The sequence below is a fragment of the Actinoplanes oryzae genome, assembly GCF_030757795.1.
Taxonomy (GTDB): Bacteria; Actinomycetota; Actinomycetes; order Mycobacteriales; family Micromonosporaceae; genus Actinoplanes.
On record NZ_JAUQWH010000038.1, the window covers coordinates 1 to 17,844 of the forward strand.

Annotated in this window: 14 protein-coding genes; 10 read left to right on the forward strand and 4 right to left on the reverse strand. The window is 71.4% G+C overall.

Annotation, left to right across the window (positions count from 1 at the left end; genetic code table 11):
• Positions 1–96 precede the first annotated feature (96 nt).
• Together RBH18_RS15215 and RBH18_RS15220 are read left to right on the forward strand one after the other, a co-directional pair.
• Entirely contained in the window at positions 97–2,214 is a 2,118-nt protein-coding gene (locus RBH18_RS15215; protein WP_306208131.1) for a glycoside hydrolase family 15 protein, read from the forward strand.
• 29 nt (positions 2,215–2,243) lie between these two features.
• A complete protein-coding gene (locus RBH18_RS15220; protein ID WP_306208133.1) occupies positions 2,244–4,283 on the forward strand; it encodes an NAD(+) synthase in 2,040 nt (679 codons plus the stop codon).
• Here RBH18_RS15220 and RBH18_RS15225 read toward each other — a convergent pair.
• Both RBH18_RS15225 and RBH18_RS15230 read right to left on the reverse strand, forming a co-directional pair.
• Complete coding sequence (locus tag RBH18_RS15225; RefSeq protein WP_306208135.1) at positions 4,273–4,734, reverse strand: ATP-binding domain-containing protein; 462 nt, start codon at positions 4,732–4,734, stop codon at positions 4,273–4,275. The genes RBH18_RS15220 and RBH18_RS15225 overlap by 11 nt on opposite strands.
• A 363-nt stretch (positions 4,735–5,097) precedes the next feature.
• Positions 5,098–5,550: a MarR family winged helix-turn-helix transcriptional regulator gene (locus RBH18_RS15230; protein ID WP_306208137.1), complete on the reverse strand. Its 453-nt coding sequence runs from the start codon at positions 5,548–5,550 to the stop codon at positions 5,098–5,100.
• Between the two features lie 73 nt (positions 5,551–5,623).
• On the opposite strand from RBH18_RS15230, the gene RBH18_RS15235 reads away from it, so the two are divergent.
• The 3 genes from RBH18_RS15235 to RBH18_RS15245 all read left to right on the forward strand — a co-directional run bounded on the left by RBH18_RS15235 (position 5,624) and on the right by RBH18_RS15245 (position 9,120).
• Positions 5,624–6,661, forward strand: coding sequence for an LLM class flavin-dependent oxidoreductase (locus RBH18_RS15235; protein WP_306208139.1), 1,038 nt, complete (start codon positions 5,624–5,626; stop codon positions 6,659–6,661).
• Positions 6,658–7,317, forward strand: a complete 660-nt coding sequence (locus RBH18_RS15240) for an NADPH-dependent F420 reductase (RefSeq protein ID WP_306208141.1) — start codon at positions 6,658–6,660, stop codon at positions 7,315–7,317. Before RBH18_RS15235 ends, RBH18_RS15240 begins: the two co-directional genes overlap by 4 nt.
• Before the next feature lie 174 nt (positions 7,318–7,491).
• Positions 7,492–9,120 carry a serine/threonine-protein kinase gene (locus tag RBH18_RS15245; RefSeq protein WP_306208143.1) on the forward strand — a complete coding sequence of 543 codons (1,629 nt, stop codon included), beginning with the start codon at positions 7,492–7,494 and terminating at the stop codon, positions 9,118–9,120.
• Positions 9,121–9,260: 140 nt separating this feature from the next.
• On the opposite strand, the gene RBH18_RS15250 is transcribed toward RBH18_RS15245, so the two are convergent.
• Entirely contained in the window at positions 9,261–9,827 is a 567-nt protein-coding gene (locus RBH18_RS15250; protein WP_306208144.1) for a GNAT family N-acetyltransferase, read from the reverse strand.
• A gap of 195 nt (positions 9,828–10,022) precedes the next feature.
• Between RBH18_RS15250 and RBH18_RS15255 the strand changes: the two genes are divergently transcribed.
• From RBH18_RS15255 to RBH18_RS15275, 5 genes are all read left to right on the forward strand, one after another.
• Positions 10,023–11,093, forward strand: a complete 1,071-nt coding sequence (locus RBH18_RS15255) for a LacI family DNA-binding transcriptional regulator (RefSeq protein ID WP_306208146.1) — start codon at positions 10,023–10,025, stop codon at positions 11,091–11,093.
• A 428-nt stretch (positions 11,094–11,521) separates the two neighbouring features.
• Complete coding sequence (locus RBH18_RS15260) at positions 11,522–13,597, forward strand: glycoside hydrolase family 36 protein (RefSeq protein ID WP_306208148.1); 2,076 nt, start codon at positions 11,522–11,524, stop codon at positions 13,595–13,597.
• Positions 13,598–13,599: 2 nt separating this feature from the next.
• Positions 13,600–14,919 (forward strand): ABC transporter substrate-binding protein, encoded by a 1,320-nt coding sequence (locus RBH18_RS15265; RefSeq protein WP_306208150.1) that lies wholly within the window; start codon positions 13,600–13,602, stop codon positions 14,917–14,919.
• A gap of 1 nt (position 14,920) precedes the next feature.
• Positions 14,921–15,838 carry a carbohydrate ABC transporter permease gene (locus tag RBH18_RS15270; RefSeq protein ID WP_306208152.1) on the forward strand — a complete coding sequence of 306 codons (918 nt, stop codon included), beginning with the start codon at positions 14,921–14,923 and terminating at the stop codon, positions 15,836–15,838.
• Entirely contained in the window at positions 15,835–16,668 is an 834-nt protein-coding gene (locus tag RBH18_RS15275) for a carbohydrate ABC transporter permease (RefSeq protein ID WP_306208154.1), read from the forward strand. The genes RBH18_RS15270 and RBH18_RS15275 overlap by 4 nt, the downstream gene beginning before the upstream one ends.
• Positions 16,669–16,718: 50 nt before the next feature.
• Here RBH18_RS15275 and RBH18_RS15280 read toward each other — a convergent pair whose 3' ends face one another.
• The gene (locus tag RBH18_RS15280; protein ID WP_306208156.1) at positions 16,719–17,792 is read right to left on the reverse strand and encodes a hypothetical protein; all 1,074 of its coding nucleotides are present in this window, start codon (positions 17,790–17,792) and stop codon (positions 16,719–16,721) included.
• Positions 17,793–17,844 lie beyond the last annotated feature (52 nt).

Genomic DNA, 17,844 nt, shown 5'->3' on the forward strand with positions numbered 1-17,844 from the left:
GCCGGCCGCCGGCCACCGAGCGCCGGATGATCGACATGCCTCGATCGGCTGGGCGGTGTATATCTCGGACGGACGGTTCGTTCGAGGAGGCGCATCGTGGCGCACACACTGCTGGTCACCGCCGGAGTCCTGACGCTCGCCCTGACCGGGGTCCCCGCCGCGGGCGCACCCTCCGGCGCCGCACCGGGCGCCCCCGGCGTCGACGAGCAGTACCTGCCCGCGGACAAGTCCGGCATCGGCACCTCGCACACCTTGGCCAGCAAGGTGTGGTTCACCGTGCAGAAGGAGGGCGGGCTCGGCGAGATCTACTTTCCCACGGCCGACTCGCCCAGCGCCCGCACGCTCGACTTCGTCGTGAGCGACCGCCGGCGGGCCGTCCGGGCGGCCGAGGCGGCCGACGTGCGCACCACGGTCACCGACGGGCGCAGCCTCAGCTTCCGGCAGACCTTCACGGAACGGCACGGCCGCTGGCGGCTCACGGCCACCTACGCGAGCGACCCGGCCCGCGCCACCGTCCTGGCCGATGTGACCTTCGACGGTCGCGGCCGGTACGACCTTTTCGCCGTCTACGACCCGGCGCTGGCGAACACGCGCGGCAACGACAGCGGGCGCACCGACCGGGGCACGCTGCTCGCCACGGACGGCGGCGCGGCCAGCGCGTTCGTGGCCGAGCCCGCCTTCACGGCGACGTCGAACGGCTTCCGGGGCACGAGCGACGGCTGGACGGATCTGCTCGGCGACGGCCGGCTCGACCGGCGTTACTCCTCCGCGGGCGCCGGGAACCTCGTGCAGACGGCCGCCCTGCGCCTGCGTCGCGGTCACGCCACGCTGGCGCTCGGCTTCGGCACTCCGGCGAGCGCGTCCGCCACGGCGACGGCGAGCCTGCGGCGCGGCTTCCCGGCGATCGCGCGTGACTATGCGTCCGGCTGGCATGCCTATCTCCACGGTCTGCAGCGCCCGCCGAAGACTCTGCGCACCGAGCGGGAACGCCAACTGTGGCGCACGTCGGCCCTGGTCCTCGCCGCGGCGGAGGACAAGACCTATCGCGGAGCCTTCGTCGCCGCGCCCGCGATGCCGTGGGCCTTCGGCACCGACGACCCCTCCGGCCCGTACCACCTGGTGTGGTCCCGTGATTTGTATCAAATCGCCACCGGGCTCGTCGCCGCCGGAGACGTCGCCGGGGCGAATCGGGCCCTGGACTACCTCTTCGAGGTGCAGCAGGCTGCCGACGGATCGTTCCCGCAGAACTCGAAGGTCGACGGCACGCCGTTCTGGGGCGGGCTGCAGCTCGACGAGGTGGCCCTGCCGATCGTGCTCGCCCACCAGCTGCGCCGGACCGACGGGAACACCTGGGAGCACGTCCGGGCCGCCGCCGACTTCCTGATCGGCTACGACCAGGCGCCGTGGTCGCCGCAGGAGCGCTGGGAGAACCAGTCCGGCTGGTCGCCCGGCACGATCGCCGCCGAGATCGCCGGCCTGGTGTGCGCGGCGGACCTCGCCCGGCGGCACGGCGACTCCACGCGCGCCGGACGCTACCTGGCCACGGCCGACGAGTGGCAGGCCCGGGTCAAGGACTGGACGCTCACGACGACCGGCCCGTACTCGGACAAGCCCTACTTCCTCCGGCTGACCAAGGACGGCAACCCCGACGCGGGTACGCCCTACACGATCGGTGACAGCGGACCGGTGAACGTGGACCAGCGGCGTGTCGTCGACCCCAGCTTCCTCGAGCTGGTCCGCCTCGGCGTGCTCCCCGCCGGCGACCCCGACGTCGCGAACAGTGTGCGGGTGATCGATGCGCAGCTCGGCGTACGGACGGGGAATGGTCTTTATTGGCACCGGGCGTCGTTCGACGGGTTCGGCGAGCAGGCGGACGGGTCGCAGTGGGAGTACGGCCAGCCGGACGGATCCCTGCTCAGCCGGGGCCGGTTGTGGCCGTTGCTCAGCGGTGAGCGCGGCGAGTACGAGCTGGCCCTCGGCCGGTCCGCGCAGCGCCGGGTGGGCGACATGGCCCGCGCGACCGGCCCGGGGTCGATGCTGCCCGAGCAGGTGTGGGACGACCGGCCGCCGCCCGGGAAGGTGCCCGGCACGCCGACGTACTCGGCGACGCCGCTCGCCTGGACGCACGCGCAGTTCCTCCGCCTCGCCCGCGACGCCGCCGCCGGCCGGGTCCTGGAGCAGCCGGCAATCGTGCATGAGCGTTATGCGCGTTAGGAACAGCGCGGGTAGGGGATCATGACGGGGTGAACTTCCGATCGATCTACCAGCACGGGTTCGCCCGCATCGCCGCGTGCACCGGACACACGACCATCGCCGACCCGCCCGCCAACGCCGCCGCGATCCTGCGCCAGGCCCGGGCGCTGGACGCCGAGGGGGTGGCGGTCGCGGTCTTCCCGGAGCTCGGGCTGTGCGGCTACTCGATCGAGGACCTGCTGCTGCAGGACACGCTGCTCGACGAGGTGGAGACCGCGCTCGGCGAGGTCGTCGCCGGATCGGCCGGGCTGATGCCCGTACTCGTCGTGGGCGCGCCCCTGCAGCACCGCAACCGGCTCTACAACTGCGCGGTCGTCGTGCACCGCGGCCGCATCCTGGGCATCGCCCCGAAGTCGTACCTGCCCAACTACCGCGAGTTCTACGAGAAGCGGCAGATCGCGGGCGGCGACGACGAGCGCGGCGGCACGATCCGGTTCGCGGGGCAGGACATTCCCTTCGGTACGGATCTGCTGTTCGCCGCCGACGATGTGCCCGGCCTCGTCGTGCACGCCGAGGTGTGCGAGGACATGTGGGTGCCCGTGCCGCCGAGCGCCGAGGCCGCCCTCGCCGGCGCCACGGTGCTGCTCAACCTGTCGGGCAGCCCGATCACCATCGGGCGCGCCGAGGACCGCAAGATGCTGTGCCGGTCGGCGTCGTCGCGGTGCCTGGCCGTCTACGCGTACGCGGCCGCCGGCCTGGGCGAGTCCACCACGGACCTGTCGTGGGACGGCCAGACGATGATCTTCGAGAACGGCGTGCTGCTCGCCGAGACCGACCGCTTCCCGCAGGACGACCGGGCCGCCATCGCCGACGTCGACCTGGACCTGGTGCGGCAGGAACGGCTGCGGATGGGGTCCTTCGACGACAACCGGCGTACGCACGCCGAGCGCACGAACAGCTTCCGGCGCATCGCGTTCCGGCTCGACGCGCCCGACGCCGACCTGGGACTGCGCCGGCGGGTCGAGCGGTTCCCGTTCGTGCCCGCCGACGTGCAGCGGCTCGCCCAGGACTGCTACGAGGCGTACAACATCCAGGTCGCCGGCCTGCAGACCCGGCTGGCGGCGATCGGCGGACCCAAGGTGGTCATCGGCGTCTCCGGCGGGCTCGACTCGACGCACGCGCTGCTCGTGGCGGCGCAGGCGATGGACCGGGCGGGCCGGCCGCGCACCGACATCCTGGGCTTCACGCTGCCCGGCTTCGCGACCTCGGCGGGTACGAAGTCCAACGCGCACGCGCTCATGCGCGCCCTGGGCATCACCGCCACCGAGCTGGACATCACGGACACCGCGCGGCTGATGCTCAAGGAGATCGATCACCCGTTCGCGGCCGGCGAGCCCGTCTACGACGTGACGTTCGAGAACGTCCAGGCCGGCCTGCGTACGGACTACCTGTTCCGCCTCGCGAACGGGCGCAACGGCATCGTGCTCGGCACCGGCGACCTGTCCGAGCTGGCGCTGGGCTGGAGCACGTACGGCGTCGGCGACCAGATGAGCCACTACAACGTCAACGGCGGCGTACCCAAGACGCTCATGCAGCACCTGATCCGCTGGGTCATCACGAGCGGCCAGTTCGACGCGGCGGTCAACGACGTGCTCTCGTCGGTGCTGGACACGGAGATCAGCCCCGAGCTGGTCCCGGGCGAGGAGCTGCAGTCCACCGAGAGCAAGATCGGCCCGTACGCCCTCCAGGACTTCACCCTCTTCCACGTCCTGCGCTACGGCTTCCGCCCCTCCAAGATCGCCTTCCTCGCCTGGCACGCCTGGCACGACACGGAAGCCGGGGCGTGGCCGCCGCACTTCCCGGACCACAAGCGGAACGCCTACGATCTGCCCACCATCCGCCGCTGGCTCGAGGTCTTCTGCCGCCGCTTCTACGGCTTCGCCCAGTTCAAGCGCTCGGCCATGCCCAACGGCCCCAAGGTGAGCGCCGGCGGCTCCCTCTCCCCCCGCGGCGACTGGCGAGCCCCCTCCGACAGCTCGGCCAAGGCCTGGCTCCGCGACCTCGAGCGCTGGGACCCCTTCATGAAGTGAGCACCAGCTGTCCGAGCTCCTGCGTGCAGCGGGTGAGCGCGACGTAGAGCCCGTTCCAGCCGCGCGGCCCGGCGGCGATGCCCGGCGGGTCGACGAGGAGCACCGCATCCCACTCCAGCCCCTTGGACTGGGATGCGGTGAGCACCGGCACGTCACCCAGCACGGCCCGCAGACCGGCGACGCGATCGGCGGGAGCGATGACGCCGACCGTGCCGCCGTGCCACCGATGCTCCAGCTGCCGCACCGCCTCGGCGACAGCGCCGGCCAGGCAGGCGGGCGTGGTCGTCAGCACCCAGGGGGCGATGCCGGCGGAGCGGACCGCCCGGGGCGGGGCGTTGTGACTGCCGGCTCGCCGCAGGACGGGTTCGGTGAGCTCCATGACCTCACGCGGGGTCCGGTAGCAGACGGTCAGCTCCGCAGCGGTCCAGCGGTCGCCGAGCGCGGCTTGCACCGCCTGCTCCCAGGTGGTGTGCCGGTGCGCCGCCTCCGCCTGGTCGATGTCGCCGATCGGCGCGGAGGCCCGTCCGGCCGATGTGCCGCACAGTGCCGTCGAGGCTGTCGAGGCGGCCGAAGACCAGCCCCTCCTGTGCTCGCTCCAGCTCCTCGAGCTGCCGGCGCAGCAGGCGGTGGCGCGCCTGTTCCATCGCGTTCGGGGCGTCCGGCGCGAGCTCGGCCGTCAGGTGAGCGACGAGCCTGTCGCGCCGGGCCGTAGCCAGGTCGAGAAATGCTTGCTCCTCCGCGACCGCGGCTTCCTCTGCGGCGTTCTTTCTTCCTTCTCCGGCGCCATTGTCGAGAGCAACGGCCGGTCGTCGAGCTACTTCGTGAGCCGGAGACGGAGGGCAGCGGCCAGGTCGGCGGCGGCGGCCAGTTGCTCGGGGGTGAGGGCGTCGACGAAGAGGTCGCGGATGGCGCGGAGGTGGGGGGCGGTGGCTTCGCGGAAGGCCGTCGCGCCCGCCGGGGTCAGGGTGACCAGGGCGCCTCGGTTGTCGTCGGTGGCTCGGCCTCGGCTGATCAGGTCGCGGCGCTCCATGCGGCCGAGGTGGTGGGAGAGGCGGCTGCGTTCCCAGCCGACGGCGGTGGCCAGGTCCGAGGAGCGCAGGCGCTGGCCGGTGGCTTCGCTGAGCGCCAGGAGTACGGCGTAGTCGCCCGCGGAGAGGCCGGAGTCGCTCTGCAGGCGGGCGGCGACGGCGGCGCGCAGTGCTTCGGTGATCTCGACGAACTCGCGCCAGGTGTGCAGCTCGTCACGGGTGGGCAGTCGGCGGGGCATAAGTCGGCGCCTTCCTCTGTTTGACGTGTCAATCATACAAGTTGACGTGTCAATGACGTGGAGGAGTGGTTCCATGAGCGAGCTTCAGCTCGGGCTCGACACCTTCGGGGACGTGCCCGTGGACGACGACGGCGCCCCGGTCACGCAGGCCGCCGCGATCCGTCAGGTGGTGGACGAGGCGGTGCTGGCCGACCAGCTGGGCGTGGACGTCATCGCGCTCGGCGAGCACCACCGGCCCGAGTACTCGATCACCACGCCGGAGACCGTGCTGGCCGCGGTTGCCGCACGTACGGAAAGAATCAAGCTGGCCTCGGGCGTGACCGTGCTCAGCTCGGACGACCCGGTGCGGGTCTTCCAGCGGTTCGCCACCGTGGACGCCATTTCGCGGGGGCGGGCGCAGGCAATTCTGGGGCGCGGGTCGTTCACGGAGTCGTTCCCGCTGTTCGGGTACGACCTGGGCGACTACGACGTGCTGTTCGAGGAGAAGCTCGACCTGTTCGTCAAGCTGCTCGACGAGAAGCCGGTCACGTGGGAGGGCACGACCCGGGCCGCACTGACCGGCGCCGACGTCTACCCGAAGACGGAGTCCGGGCGGCTCGACGCCTGGGTCGGGGTGGGCGGGTCGCCGCAGTCGGTCGTCCGGACGGCGCGGCACGGGCTGCCGCTCATGCTGGCGATCATCGGCGGGGATCCGGCGCGCTTCAAGCCCTACATCGATCTGTACGAGCGGGCAGCCCAGCAGCTGGGCACGGTCGCGCATCCGGTCGGCATGCACTCCCCCGGCTTCGTGGCGGACACCGACGAGGAGGCGAAGGAGCTGTTCTACCCCGCGTACAAGGTGATCCGCGACCGGATCGGCGCGCTGCGCGGGTGGCCGCCGCTGCGCCGGGCGGAGTTCGATGCCGAGGTGGCGCACGGGTCGATGTACATCGGCTCGCCGGAGACCGTGGCACGTAAGATCGCGGCAGCCGTGCAGACGCTGGGCGTGGGCCGCTTCGACCTCATCTACTCCGCGGGGGAACAGCGGGTCAGCGCCCGTACGCGGGCGGTCGAGCTCTTCGGCAGCAAGGTGGCGCCCATGGTTCGCGAGTTGGTCGGGAGTGCGAAGTGACGACGATCGGCATCCTCGGCGCCGGCAAGCTCGGCACGGTGCTGGCACGGCTGGCCGTCGCCGCGGGTTACGACGTGCTGATCGCCGGCTCCGGCGACCCGGCGAAGATCTCGCTGATCGTCAGCGTGCTCACGCCGGGCGCCGTGGCCGTGCCGGCAGCGGAGGCGGCGGCCCGCGCGGACATCGTCGTGCTGGCGCTGCCGCTGAGCAGATATCCGACACTTCCCGTGGAGGCGCTGCGCGGGAAGCTCGTCGTCGACGCCATGAACTACTGGTGGGAGGTCGACGGGGTGCGCGACGACCTCACGTCGTCGAGCGAGATCGTGCAGGCCTTCCTGCCGCAGTCACGCGTAGTGAAGGCGTTCAATCACATGGGTTACCACGACCTGGAGAGCGGCGCGCGGCCGACAGGCGACCCGGGGCGCCGCGCGATCGCCGTGGCCGGGGACTCGTCGCTGCCCGAGGTCGCCGCGTTCGTCGACGCCCTCGGGTTCGAGCCGGTCATTGCCGGGGCGCTGACGGAGGGCGTACGGATGGAGCCCGGCACCGAGCTCTTCGGCGCGAACACGGACGCGGAGACCGTACGCGCGATGCTGTCGAGGTTTCCCACTTCGGAGAGTGGTCGTAACGTTACGCAATCCGGTGACGCTGGGTGACACGCGAAATGTTGCATGTGGATCACGTGGCTTACGCGACACTTTTTCGCGATGGCCTCCCCTGACGCGGGCCGGTAGGATCAGCTCACCCGGTGGCGCCGAGTATCTGTCGACTCCTCGTGACACGCTGCGTGACGACTCTGGGTAACGGGGAGGAACAGCAAAATCGGGGAGGTGCCCGTGGTGCGCATGCTCGCGGGACGCTACAGGGTCGAAGAGGCAGTCGGACGCGGAGGCAGCGCGGTCGTGCACCGCGGCTGGGACCGCACGCTCAAGCGGCGGGTGGCCGTCAAGGTCTTCTCGTCCTATCGCGCCGACGGTGACGAGCCGTCGGCGGAGGTGCTGCGCGAGGCGCGGACGGCGGCGGGGCTCAACCACCCCAACGTCGCCCGCGTCTACGACTACGGCGAGGCCACCGAGGGCAGCCACCGGGTGCCCTATCTGGTGATGGAGTTCATCGACGGCGACACGCTGGCCGACCGCATCGCCCGCGACGGCGCCCTGCCGTGGCCCGAGGCCGCCGTGATCTGCGCCGCCACCGCCGCCGCGCTGGCCACCGCCCACGAGCGCGACCTCGTGCACCGCGACATCAAGCCGCGCAACGTGATGCTGCCCTCCGGCGGCGGCGTCAAGGTCGTCGACTTCGGCATCGCCGCCGCCGCGGGGCAGAACAGCGTCGACACCCAGGGCAACCTGTGGGGCACCCCGGTCAGCCTCGCCCCCGAGCAGCTGCGCGGCGAGCCGACCTATCCGGCCGCCGACGTCTATGCGCTGGGCCTGCTCCTCTTCGAGTGCCTCGTCGGCCGCGCCGCGTGGCAGGGCGGCAGCGTGGGCGAGATCCTCGCCCAGCGCCACAACAACCCGGCGCCCCGGCTCCCCCGCATCTCCGGGCTGCCGCGCGAGATCGTCAAGCTCTACGAGGCCTGCACCGCCGACCGGCCCGAGCAACGCCCGACCGCCGCCGAGGCCCGGGCCGTCCTGCGCCGCGCCGCCGGCCTGGTGCCGACCCTGCGCCCGCAGATCGCGCTGCTGCCCGCCGTCCCGCGCGCCACCGGCACGCCGGCGACGTCGGTGGAGGCGGCCACGGTGCCGTCCGCGGTCACCCCGTCACGGCCCGCCGGCCTGCTGCCCAAGTCCGTCGTGTCGCGCACGCGTCCCGGCGGCTCCCGGCCGCAGCAGCGCTCCCGCCGCCGCGCGGCCGCCGTGGCCTCGATGGCCGTGGCGACCGCCGTCGTCAGCGTGCTCGGCCTGCAGCTGGCCAACGGCACGGGCAACCCGGGCGGCCGCACGGCCGAGGCCGCGGTCGACGGCGCCGCGATCGCCCCCACCCCGCAGCCCATCGACACCCCGCCGGTGAGCTCCGCGTCCCCGCGGGCCACCACGCCGACGGCGACCGACGCGACGACGACCGCCCCGGTCTACGCGGTGCCGGTCGACCGCACCACGCGCGGCGACTACTCGGACGACGACGACAACGAGGGCACCAAGCCGCCGAAGTCCACCAGGCCCACGGCGAAGCCCACCGACGACCCCACGGACCCGGCGGAGAGCACGCCGCCGTCGTCGGGCCCCTCGACCCCCACGGACGAGCCGACCGACGACCCGACCGACGAGCCGACGGACCCGCAGGAGCCGGAGGACCCCGAGAGCACCCCGACGCCCGACGAGCCGACCGACGACCCCACCACCGACCCGGAGAGCACGCCGACCGGCGACAACTCGCCCCCGGTGACCGGCGACGGCGGCGGCACCAGCAGCGTGAGCAGCAACGGCAGCGGCAGCGGCAGCGGCACGCCGTCGTAGCGGGTCGGGCCGTCGTTGCCAGTGACGCGGATGTAGCCGTCAGGCAGTCCCACCCGTGGCCGGCGCGGTCTCCGCTCCGGCGGGTCAGTCAGCCCGGTCCCCCTCCGGAGGCCGGGCGGCGCGGGTTCCGCCCTGGCGCGTCAGGCAGTCGTGGCCGTCGACGGTCGGGGGCGGGAGGCTCGCCATTCGGGGGCCAGAAGGCCGTAGCGGACGGCGTCGAGGAAGGTGCCGTCGACCCAGGCCGCCTGGCGGCGGAGCCCTTCCTCGGTGAAGCCGGCCGCGCGGGCCGTGGCTCGCATGGCGGCGTTGTCGGCGAGCGTCTCGATCTCGATCCGGTGCAGGCCGCGGACGTCGAAGCCGTACCAGCAGAGCACCGCCACCACGTCCGCCCCGAAGCCGCGGCCGCGGGCGCCCGGGCGGAGGCTGATGCCCAGCTCGGCGTTCCGGCTGAGCGGGTCGATGCCGAACAGGCCGCACTGGCCGAGCAGCTCGCCGCTCCGCACGTCGACGACGGAGAAGCGCGCCCGCGACAGGTCGTCCTCCGGCGCCAGGCCGCACGGGTCGGCGGCGCTGCCCGCCGTCATCGGCGTCCACGCCCGGCTCGTCCCGCGCGCATACGTCAGCACGTCGCCGTGCAACTCGTCGTGCAGGACCGGCACGTCCGCCGCTTCCCGGGCCCGCAGCCCCACCTTGTCACCACGCAGCATGCGCCGCTTTCTATCGTCCGTCCCGGCGGCGCGGCAACCGATTAACCCGCCGTCCGCCGGCACGCCCGCTGCCGGATCACCCCGGGCGGCGCCGGTGTCCATGACGTGGCAGGGGGCGGATCGCCGACAGGGCAGCCGTCATTCCAGTCCGGATCGCCGACGTGATTGCCATTGGCGCCGGCCGGGGTGCGGCGGATGGCTTTTGCGGCGGCCGTCGCCGGGGGTTGTCCGGTGCTGAGTACGCTGATCAGCGTGAACAGCCGGCCGGTGAAGCGCGCACCCGTCCTCGCCGACGTGGCCCGGGCGGCGGGGGTGTCGGTGCCCACCGTGTCGCGGGTGCTCAGCGGGTCGACGCCGGTCAGCGCGGACAAGGTCCGGCTGGTCATGCAGGCCATCCAGGACCTCGGCTACCACCCGAATGCGGCCGCGCGGGCGCTGGTCACCGGGCAACGGTCGATCATCAGCGTGCTGACGGGCGACACGACCCGCTACGGGTACGCGACGACGATCCAGGGCATCGAGGAGGCCGCCCGCGCCGCCGGGCTCGTGGTGGCGATCACCGTGATCGACCGGCCCGACGAGAAGTCCGTCCGGGCGGCGGTCGATCTGGCTCTGACGCAGCCGCTGGCCGGGGCCATCGTGCTGGAGTTCGACATCCAGGGCAGCCGCGCCCTGGCCGCCCTCCCGGACACCCTCGCGCTCGCGGCCGTCTCGTCGTCCAGCAGCTCACGGAAGGTTCCCCGCGCGCTCTTCGACGATCAGGCCGGCGGGCGCAAGGCCACGGACTATCTTCTCTCGCTGGGCCACCGGACCGTGCACCACGTGGCCGTCCCCGGCTCGGGCCGCCCGAGCGGTCGCATGCTCGGCTGGCGCGAGGCCCTCCGCGACGCCGGCGCGAAGATCCCCAGGCCACTGGAGACCGACTGGTCCGCCCGCTCCGGCTACGACGCCGGCGTCAAGCTCGCCCGGCGCCCGGAGGTGACGGCCGTGCTGTGCGGCAACGACGAGGTGGCCTTCGGCGTGATCAAGGGCCTGCAGTCGGAGGGGCGCCGGGTGCCCGGGGACGTCAGCGTCGTCGGCTTCGACGATCATCCCCTCGCCCAGCTGTGGACCCCCGCCCTCACGACGATGGGGCAGGACTTCGCGGCGCTCGGACGCACGGCGGTCGGCTTCCTCCTGGGCCGGTTGACCGGCGAGGCCTACGAGGCCCCGCGAGCCGACCTTCACCTGGTGGTCCGCGAGAGCACCGCCCCGCCCCACGCCTGAGCCACGTCCCGGAATGGCCGCCGCGCGACGGCGGAGCTGAGCAGGCGACGGCGGCGCTGAGCGACCGGCAGGCGGGCGGGCGGCGGGGCTGAACGGCAGGCAGGCGGGCGTCGGAGCTCGGCGGCGGGCGGGCAGGCGCGCGGGCGGACGGGCGCGCGGGCGGACGGGCGGACGGGCGGACGGGCGGCGGAGCTCAACGGCACGCAGGTGGGCGGGCGGCGGCGATGGCGCCGACGGCGATGCGACGCGGATCACGCTGAGCGCGTTCGAGGACACGGCGAGGCCGCGACGCAGGTCACACCGGACGCGCCGCACGGCGTGATGAAAACGTTATCAGGCGAGTTCACGAAAAACTCTTGAAACAATCGCTGATAAACGTTTTCATGACCCCGAGGCACCGCTGACCTGGCATCGAGCGAAGGGAAGCCATGACAGGCACGTTAATCGAGTGGGCCGCGGGAGAGATCCGGCTCACCGTGGACATCCCGGCCGACGCCCCCGCGCGCCTCGCCGGCCTGAGCACCGCGACCGGCGACCACCGCGTCACCGACCGCCTGCAGCCGCTGGTCGAGCTGCTCGTCCTGGGCGAGGGCCACTCGCTCACCAACACCCGCTTCTCCAACACGCTGGCCGGCAACCGGTTGCGCTACGCCGGCCACACGGCCACGGACACCGAGCTGCGCATCCGGCAGAGCGACCCGGTCACCGGCCTGGAGACGACGAGCGTCTTCACGGCGCACCCCGGCGTCCCGGCGTTCCGGACGTGGACGGAGATCATCAACCGGGGCAGCATCGCCAAGGTGATCCAGATGATCTCGTCGTTCGCGGCCTCCCCCACGGGCGACCGCGACGTCAACCTCATGCGTGCCCGCTCCGACTGGTGCGCCGAGGGCCGCTGGGCGACCATCCCGCTGCGCGGCCCCGACGGGCTCGCGGACATCAACAGCGACCTGCACTTCCACGACGGCCGCGGCCAGCACGTGACGAGCGCGCGGAGCACGTGGTCGTCCGCCGAGTTCGTCCCGGTCGGCGTCCTGCACGACACGGCCACCGACGTCGCCTGGGCGTGGCAGATCGAGCACAACGGCGCGTGGCGCTGGGAGGTCGACGGGCGCCGCGACGGCCCCGACGCGTACGGGCTGATCGTCACCGGCCCGAACGACAGCGACCACCAGTGGGCCGTCAAGCTCGCCGCGGACGAGAGCTTCGTGTCCGTACCCGTGTCGGTCGCGGTCTCGGAGCACGGGTGGCAAGGCGCGCTCGCCGGCCTGACCCGGCAGCGGCGCGCGTCGCGGCGGCCGCACCCGGCGGACGACGGCCTGCCGCTGATCTTCAACGACTACATGAACACGCTCATGGGCGAGCCGACGACCGAGCTGCTGCTGCCCCTGATCGACGCGGCCGCGGCGGCCGGCGCGGAGTACTTCTGCATCGACGCCGGCTGGTACAGCGACGAGTACTGGTGGGACAGCGTCGGCGAGTGGGAGCCCGCCACGGGCCGGTTCCCCGGCGGCGGGCTCAAGCGGGTCCTCGACCACATCAGGGACAGGGGGCTCCGGCCCGGCCTGTGGCTGGAGCCGGAGGTCGTCGGCGTGCGCAGCCCGATCGCGGACAAGCTGCCGGTCGAGGCGTTCATGAGCCGGCACGGCGAGCGGGTGGTCGAGCACTCGCGCTATCTGCTGGACCTGCGGCACCCGGCGGCCCGCGCGCACCTCGACGAGGTGGTCGACCGGCTGATTCTCGAGTACGGCGCGCGGTACTTCAAACTCGACTACAACGTCACCCCCGGGCCGGGCACCGACCGGGACGCGCTGCAGCCGGGCACGGGCCTGCTCGAGCACAACCGGGCCCACCTGGCGTGGCTCGACGGGGTGCTCGACCGCCACCCCGAGGTGATCTTCGAGAACTGTTCCTCCGGCGCCATGCGCTCCGATTACGCTCTGTTGTCGCGGCTCGACCTGCAGTCCACCTCGGATCAGCAGGACTTCCGCCTGTACGCAGCCATCGCGGCCGCCGCGCCCGCGACGATGCTGCCGGAGCAGGCCGGCAACTGGGCGTACCCGGAGGCCGGGCAGACCGACGAGGAGATCGCCTTCACCATGGTGAACGGCCTGGCCGGGCGGCTCTATCTCTCGGGCTATCTCAACCGGATGGGCGAGCGGGAACTGGCCCTGATCCGGGAAGCCGTCGACACTCACAAGCGCATCCGCGGCGACGTCAAGCTCGCCGAGCCGTTCTGGCCGGTCGGGCTGCCGGCGTGGGACGACGACCTGGTGGTGCTCGGGCTGCGGGCGCCCGATGCCACGTACCTCGCGGTGTGGTGGCGGGGTGCGGGAAGCACCCGGATCTCGCTCGAGGTCGCGGGACACGCCCGAGTGGAGTACCCGGCCCACCTCGCCGACTGGCAGCCCCGGACGACCGGCGACCGGCTCGAACTGACGACCACCCCCGGACCGGCCGCGCGCCTCTTCCGGCTCGACCCCACCCCCCGACAGGAGAGCTGATCATGAACAAGATCCGCGCAGCGATAGCGGTCGGCGCGGTCGCCGCCCTGCTCACGGGCTGCTCCGCGAACAACCCCGGCAGCGGCGACAGCGCCGGATCGTCGGGTGACAGCGTCACCTGGAACGACCCGACCGCCAAGCTCGACGGCGTCACCCTCACCTTCTGGACGGCCACCCAGACGGCCACCATGGCCGACGGGGTCATCAAGGCGTTCGAGGCGCAGACCGGGGCGAAGATCAACAAGGTCATCATCCCCGACGTGTACGAGACCAACGCCCCCACCAAGCTCGCCACCGGCGCCAAGCCCGACCTCGCCACGTGGCAGCCGACCGGGAGCATGCTGGCCCTGCTCAAGCCGGCCACCGGGCTGCAGCAGCTCGACGGCGCGCCGTGGCTCGCGCAGCAGACCCCGGCGATCCAGCAGCTCGGCAAGGTCGACGGCCACAACTACGCGGCCTTCGTCAACGTGCCGTCGACGCTGGGCATCTTCTACAACAAGGACGTCTTCGCCAAGGCCGGCATCACCGGCACCCCGAAGAACTTCCAGGAGCTCCTGGACGACGCCAACAAGATCAAAGCGAAGGGTACGGCCCCCTTCTTCGGCGCCGCCGGCGACCAGTGGCCCACCCAGTGGTGGCCGCAGGTGCTGCTCGCCGAGCAGTCCAAGGACGGCATGTGGGACAAGGTGAACTCCAACGAGCTGAAGTTCACCGACCCGCCGATCATCGACGCGATCAAGCAGTTCAAGCAGATGAACGACGACGGGTTGTTCAACGCCGACAACAAGACCTCGAAGTACACCGAGTCCGGACCGGCGCTGCTGGACGGCAAGGCGGGCATGGTGCTGCAGCTGACGTCGTTCACGTCGCTGCTGCAGTCGACCGCCGACACGGCGACGATCGACAAGAAGATCGGCTGGTTCCCGATCAGCAAGGACGGCAACGTCGCGACGTCGGTGCCCGGCGGCGACAACGCGCTGGTGGCCATGAAGACCGGCGACGCCAAGCGGGAGGCGGCGGCCCGGCAGTTCCTGAGCTTCTGGCTGCAGACGGACTACAAGGACTACCTGACCGCCGCGAAGGGCGTGTCGATCGAGCCGTCGGTGCCGACCCCGGACGGCGTACCCCAGGTGGCGAAGGACGCCTCCGCCGCGCTGGACACCGCCGCGGGCTCGATGCAGCAGAACGCCGCCGTCAACCCCGACTTCTATGTCAACCTGGCGAACATGGTCAACGGCACGATGACCCCCGAGCAGGTCGCCCAGACCACGCAGGCGCAGTTTGCGCAGCTCGCCCAGGCCCTCGGGATCCAGGGTTTCTGACATGACCACGGTCATGACCCCCGCCGCGCCGGCGCAGACCCCGGCGCGGCGGGCCCCGGGGACCCCGCTGACGAAGGGCCTCTACCCCAGCTGGTTCCTCGCGCCCGCGTTCGCCGTCCTGATGGTGTTCTTCTTCCTGCCGACGCTGTTCAACTTCATCTACGCGTTCACCAACTGGTCGGCCTTCCACGACGACATCGCCGGCGTCGGCTTCGCGAACTTCGAGTCCGTACTCAGCAACGGCTCGCTGGTGAAGTCGCTGCGGATCACCATCGTGTACGCGGTCCTGGTCGCGATCCTCCAGAACGGCATGGGCCTCGGGCTCGCGCTGCTCCTCGAACGCGACACGCGGCTCAACCGCTTCGCGCGGGTCGTGTTCTTCCTCCCGGTGCTCATGTCGGCCCTCGCGGTCGGCTACATCTTCCAGGCCCTCCTCAAGCCGGACGGCGCGCTCAACGGCCTGCTGAACGTGTCGGTCCCCTGGCTCGGCAGCACCACCTGGACCGTCGTCACGGTCGCCTTCGTCAACTCGTGGAAGTGGATGGGGCTGGCGATGGTGATCTTCCTGGCCGGCCTCAAGACCATTCCGGAGGACGTGCTCGAGGCCGCGAGGCTGGACGGCGCCGGGGTCTGGAAGACCTTCACCAAGGTACGGTTCCCGCTGCTCGCGCCCGCCGTCACCTTCAACGTGGCGACCGCGCTGCTCGGCTCCTTCAACGGCTTCGACACGATCCTCGCCACGACCGGCGGCGGCCCGGCCCAGACGACCGAGGTGCTCAACATCTACATCTTCAAGGTGTACGGCAACGGGCTCTTCGCCCAGGCGACCACGATGAGCCTCGTCCTCTTCCTGATCGTCACAGTCCTGGCCTTCCCGGTCATCGGATATCTGCGCAAGAGGGAGCGGGTGCTGTCGTGAGAGGCTCGGTGCTCTGGACCCGCGTGGTGCACCCCGTCATCGTGGTCGTCCTGCTGGTCACCGCGATCGGGATCCCGCTGTGGCTCGCGCTCATCACGTCCTTCAAGTCCCAGGGCGAGGCGAACATCCCCGACCTGTCGCTGCCGTCGGAATGGCATGTCTGGGACAACTACCGGCAGGCGTTCACGCAGGGGGACATGCTGTGGGCCCTCTTCGGGAGCCTGCTCGTCATGATCCCGGCCGTGCTGGGCGTGCTGATCTTCGGCTCGCTCGCGTCGTGGGTGCTCGCCCGGCGTACGGGAAGAATGGTCTCGATCCTCTACTCCGCGGCCATCAGCGGCATCATCCTGCCGCCGGCCGTGGTGACGATCGTGCTCCTGCTGCGTCAGCTCGGGCTGGCCAGCACGCCCTTCGGGATGATGTGCGTCTACATGGGCATGTACATGTCGCTGGTCGTATTCTTCATCACCGGCTTCATCCGGACCATCCCGCTGGAGCTCGAGGAGGCGGCCCGGATGGACGGCGCCCGGCCGCTCGGCATCTTCCTCAAGGTGATCCTGCCGCTGCTGCGCCCGGTCATCGCCACGGCGACGATCCTGATCTGCCTCTACATCTGGAACGACGTCTTCTACTCGTTCTTCGTGCTGGGTGGCGGGTCGGTCACCACGCTGCCGCTGAACCTCTACTCGGTGGCGAGCAGCAACCTCTACCAGAACAACTGGAACCTGGTCTTCGCGTACGTGATCCTGATGAGCCTCCCCCTCATCGTGATCTTCGCCTTCGCCCAGCGCCGCATCATCTCCGGCATCACCGGCGGCGCCGTCAAGTAGGCCAGCGCACGGGTGGCGCGCCGCTCCGGCGGTGCGTCCCCCGGCCCAGCTCAGGAATCACCTGTCGATCCGGCACGGGTGACATCGAGTATGCGCCGGGCCATGAGAGTTCTCTCCCGGCCCGGCTTGAGATATCCATTGGGACCCAACTGGACCTCCACAGCCTCGGCCAGGCTCCGCCTCTGCCCGGGGTCGAGCGTGCTCACCATCATCATCCCGGTCAGCAACCCGTGAAACTGCTCGAAAGGCGAACCGGAGCCGCCGATCACGCCGACGACCCGGTCCAGGTCGGCCAGCCGCGCTATGTCGCCTTGCATGGCGCCGAGCGCCAGGACGCGGTCGCCTTCACTACCCGTGTCGATTGCCGCCCGCACATTTTCTACACTCCACCCGCCGGCGGCAGCAGCGCGCCGGGCGGTCGACATGACTTGTTCCAGCTTGTCGGTGCGCTCCCGTCCGGAAGGCATCCGCCGCCGGATCGACTCGTAGGAGCTGGCCGACTCAGCCGTCGAGGCAAGCAGATGAATCGCCTCCTTCCTCAGCTCTGCCGCTTCGGTTTCGGCCCCCCTGAACTGCGCCTCGTCCGCTGCTTGCAGCAGGTCGAGCGCCTCATCAGCCGAGGACAGTGCGCGGCCGAGGTAAAGCTGGGTGAGCAGCCAGCCGGCGAGGAAACCGAGGATCGCGAAGTAGCAGAGCAGCGCGGCACCGAACGGCACGCTCGCCGCGGTGCCGCCCAGCGCGGGGGCGATGCTGTCCACCAGGCTGCCGCCGAGCCGGCTCAGCTCTCCGATCTGGACCAGGCCGACACCGACGAGGATCTTGGTGAGCCAGTCGGAAATCTGCTCGAGGTTGGTGTTCGCCCGATACCGGCGACCCGTCGCCACGCCGCCACCATCGGCTCCAGCCGTGGATCTCGGTACGCCGAAGAGGAACCCGAGCAGCCCGCCCACGACCGTCGCCGCCCCTGCCAGCATCAACCCCGTCGCCAGAACAGGGGCAGTGTCGCGGGCCGCCACGGCATAGATGGCTATCGCCGTCATCCCGGCGGCGGCCAGAAGGCCGATCAGGAGAGATGCCCTGCCGTCAAAAGGTCGCTTGCTCTTGGCATCGCCAGACGCAGCCATGTGCCCCTACTCTCTGAGTGAGCCCATCGTGGCACTGTGTCAAGCCGCTACG

Excerpts from the sequence above, each read along its gene's own strand:
- RBH18_RS15265 (WP_306208150.1), top strand. The coding sequence starts at position 13,600 with ATGAACAAGATCCGCGCAGCGATAGCGGTCGGCGCGGTCGCCGCCCTG.
- RBH18_RS15250 (WP_306208144.1), bottom strand. The coding sequence starts at position 9,827 with ATGCTGCGTGGTGACAAGGTGGGGCTGCGGGCCCGGGAAGCGGCGGAC.
- RBH18_RS15230 (WP_306208137.1), bottom strand. The coding sequence starts at position 5,550 with ATGCCCCGCCGACTGCCCACCCGTGACGAGCTGCACACCTGGCGCGAG.
- RBH18_RS15270 (WP_306208152.1), top strand. The coding sequence starts at position 14,921 with ATGACCACGGTCATGACCCCCGCCGCGCCGGCGCAGACCCCGGCGCGG.
- RBH18_RS15280 (WP_306208156.1), bottom strand. The coding sequence starts at position 17,792 with ATGGCTGCGTCTGGCGATGCCAAGAGCAAGCGACCTTTTGACGGCAGG.
- RBH18_RS15235 (WP_306208139.1), top strand. The coding sequence starts at position 5,624 with ATGAGCGAGCTTCAGCTCGGGCTCGACACCTTCGGGGACGTGCCCGTG.
- RBH18_RS15260 (WP_306208148.1), top strand. The coding sequence starts at position 11,522 with ATGACAGGCACGTTAATCGAGTGGGCCGCGGGAGAGATCCGGCTCACC.
- RBH18_RS15255 (WP_306208146.1), top strand. The coding sequence starts at position 10,023 with ATGGCTTTTGCGGCGGCCGTCGCCGGGGGTTGTCCGGTGCTGAGTACG.